Below are 3055 nucleotides of genomic sequence, written 5' to 3' on the forward strand. Positions count from 1 at the left end.
ATCAAGTTGATTTTTATTACTTGATAATAGCTATTTTTATATATTAGGACATAAATTCTTTTATACACCTTTAAGCTTGTATTATTCAATAAGTTCAAATTTATGAGGCTGATTACATATTGTTTATTGAAAATTTTAGTAGAATAGAGATTATAAGTGAAATTAAAGTATACATACCTCCTATAAAAAATAATTTGTACAAAGTTAGTATGATAATAAAAAAGTATGTCTATGAATGAATAACAAACATATAATAATTAATCAGAGTTATTAGCAAGTAAGTATTTATTTATTAAGCAAAATACGATAAAATTAAGCTATATATGTAAGAAAGGAGAATATAAATGGATAGAGATGAGAAATATTTAATTAGAATAATGTTTCAAAATAAGATATATTCTTCTGATGCTCAAGAATTCGAAAATTTATTTACTAAATATAAATGTCAACTTAAAAATGTAAGTTTTTGATCATTTAAGAATGTAGATTTTAATTGTCTTCAAATGTAAGATGATCTTTTAATCTATAAGAGTTTCCTGTAATTGATACTACGTGAGCGTGATGTAAAACTCTATCTAAAATTGCATTTGCAATTACAGGATCATAAAAAATGTCATCCCAAGAGTTAAAATTAATATTTGTAGTTAATATAGTACTCTTTTTCTCATATCGCATATCTATAAGCTGAAAAAATAATTTAGAATCTTCTTTATCAATTGGTAAATATCCCAATTCGTCAATAATCAAAAGTCTATATTTACTAAAATGCTTTAATCTTGAATCTAATCTATTTTCTAAATTAGCTCTCTTTAATTGTTGTAATAAATCATTACATTTTATAAAATAAGTGCTATAGCGACGTTTCGCGGCAGCAATTCCTATTGATGTAGCTAAATGAGTTTTTCCAACTCCACTTGAACCAAGAAATACAATATTTTCTTGTGATTCAAGAAATCTTAAAGACGTAAAATCAAGAATTTGATCTTTGTTTATCCCCGGTTGGAAATCAAAGTCAAAATCTTTAATTTCTTTAGTATGTGGAAAGGCTCCTACTTTTACCATAGACCGTATCATATTTGCTTCTTTAAAATCTATTTCATGTGATGATAGCTTTATCAGCGCATCGACAAAAGACAAATTATTTTTAGTGGTAAAATCAATTACATCATCTAAATGAGTTACCATTTGTTTTAATTTTAAATATTCTAAATTTTTTATAAGTTGATTATAAGAACTATTCATTGCCATAAATTTCTCCAATCATTTTCAAATTATTTTTTGCTATTTCATCCATTTTATTTTTTGAATAATTAAAAGTTAAAGAACTAATTTTCAAATAATGATTTTCATGATAATTTAATTTTTGCTTTTTAATCTCATGAATAGTTACTAAATTCGTGTTATAATACAAATGTAATTGGTTATCATATACTTGAAGAGTTAATTTTTTACCTATATATTCTGGTGGTACAGAATATTGGTTTGATTTATAACAAACCATACTCTGGTTATTTACTTTAACTTTTGAAGTCGTGATATTATATTGATTTCTTATTTGATCTGTAGGAAGTGCAAGTAAGAAATCTTTTTCTTTTTGTAGATGTAATATTGGAATTTTACCAGTACTTGTATGACATGTACCATTGATTCTGTTATTTAATTTTTCTATTAATTTATTTAATTCTTCAAAATTAAGTGTTCCATTATATGCTCTTATTTCATCAAGTAGTTTCATAGGAGCTTCAACTTTAGCTTTGGTATTCGGTCTTCCTGCTATGCAGGGACGAACTTTGAATCCATAATCATTAGCAAATTGTTGAAATCTATTATTTACTTTTCCTGCACTATAATTTGTTCTAGGAATATCCATAACCGTCTTCATATTATCAGTCAATATTTCTTTAGGAACGCCTTCAAAAATTTCAAATGAATTATTTATAAAAGATAAGAGAATATCTTGCGTCTTTTCAAGAGATAATCTATAAACTCTAAATCTTGAATAAGATAAAATAAGCACAAAAATATTTATAGTTATATAGTCACCATTTTTAAGTTTAAATTCTAAGTTTTCTTTCCAGTCTAATTGTGCTTGTTGACCGGCTTCTGTTTCATATCTCATAATAGATTTAGTAGTAATTTTATTAGGATTTCTTTTCTTAAAATAATCATCAAATTCTGGAATGCTAGATATATATCTTCTAAATGAAGATTGTGCACAAATTAATCCATAATTATCAGTTAAATATTGCCATAATACTCTTTTATAATAAAAAATTTGTTCCGATTTATTTGCCAAAAGTGATTCTATAATTGGCTTAAATTCATCTATTGGTGATTTTCTATTGCGTTTAGTAGTTTTTATATATCCATTTATATATTTTCCTACGGTACGAGGATCAACTCCAAGTTCTCTTGCAATTTGGCTTTTATTTATTTTCAAGTTATTCTCCTCCATAAGTGGTTTTAATTTATGAAGATCTTCTAATTTATTAATTTTAATTTCTGAATAAATATTTGTTTTTATAATCATAATTACCTCCGAACACATCTGTGGTAATTATACTTTATAAAATCATTTTAGTGCATTCTTAAATGAGCGTTTTATTACAATATTATCTTAGCATTTATAAATGTTATATTATTGGGGAAAGATGTATCTTGAAAACATACAACAAGGGCAAGATTATACAAGGTTAGAGAAAGTAATTAAAATTAATATCTAATTATAAATAAAAGTGAATTTATTTATAAAATAATACGTAATTAAAAGACTATCAGCAAGTTAATTTTAGAGATTGTTGATAGTCTTTTTAATTTGTAAAAATTAGGATATAATAAATGTAATATATTGGATAGTAATAAAGGCGTTATGTTTTTGAACAATTATATTAAATTATTAAGTTTCAAGAAGAAATAATGAGGGGAAAAACTATGGATTGTATTTTTTGTAAAATTGTTAAGGGAGAATTACCAGCGAATATTATATATGAGGATGAGTCAATTATGTGTTTTTTAGACATATACCCATTTAACGAAGGACATGCACTTATAATTT

At 24.5% G+C, this 3055-nt stretch carries 5 protein-coding genes; 3 read left to right on the forward strand and 2 right to left on the reverse strand.

What is annotated here, in order from left to right; genetic code table 11:
* Positions 1 to 344: 344 nt before the first annotated feature.
* On the forward strand, positions 345 to 470 hold the full coding sequence (locus ACRCYC_RS10235) for a hypothetical protein (RefSeq protein ID WP_438619035.1): 126 nt from the start codon (positions 345 to 347) through the stop codon (positions 468 to 470).
* A gap of 19 nt (positions 471 to 489) precedes the next feature.
* Here ACRCYC_RS10235 and istB read toward each other — a convergent pair whose 3' ends face one another.
* Positions 490 to 1242: an IS21-like element helper ATPase IstB gene (istB, locus tag ACRCYC_RS10240; protein WP_438619038.1), complete on the reverse strand. Its 753-nt coding sequence runs from the start codon at positions 1240 to 1242 to the stop codon at positions 490 to 492.
* Positions 1235 to 2530: an IS21 family transposase gene (gene istA / locus ACRCYC_RS10245; protein ID WP_438619036.1), complete on the reverse strand. Its 1296-nt coding sequence runs from the start codon at positions 2528 to 2530 to the stop codon at positions 1235 to 1237. Before istA ends, istB begins: the two co-directional genes overlap by 8 nt.
* Before the next feature lie 100 nt (positions 2531 to 2630).
* On the opposite strand from istA, the gene ACRCYC_RS10250 reads away from it, so the two are divergent.
* Together ACRCYC_RS10250 and ACRCYC_RS10255 are read left to right on the forward strand one after the other, a co-directional pair.
* Complete coding sequence (locus ACRCYC_RS10250; protein ID WP_438619037.1) at positions 2631 to 2723, forward strand: PD-(D/E)XK nuclease family transposase; 93 nt, start codon at positions 2631 to 2633, stop codon at positions 2721 to 2723.
* Positions 2724 to 2931: 208 nt separating this feature from the next.
* Positions 2932 to 3055, forward strand: a 124-nt coding sequence (locus ACRCYC_RS10255) for an HIT family protein (RefSeq protein ID WP_438619039.1), incomplete at its 3' end; no start/stop codon positions are given.

The sequence above is a fragment of the Paraclostridium sp. genome, assembly GCF_051657365.1.
Taxonomy (GTDB): Bacteria; Bacillota; Clostridia; order Peptostreptococcales; family Peptostreptococcaceae; genus Paraclostridium.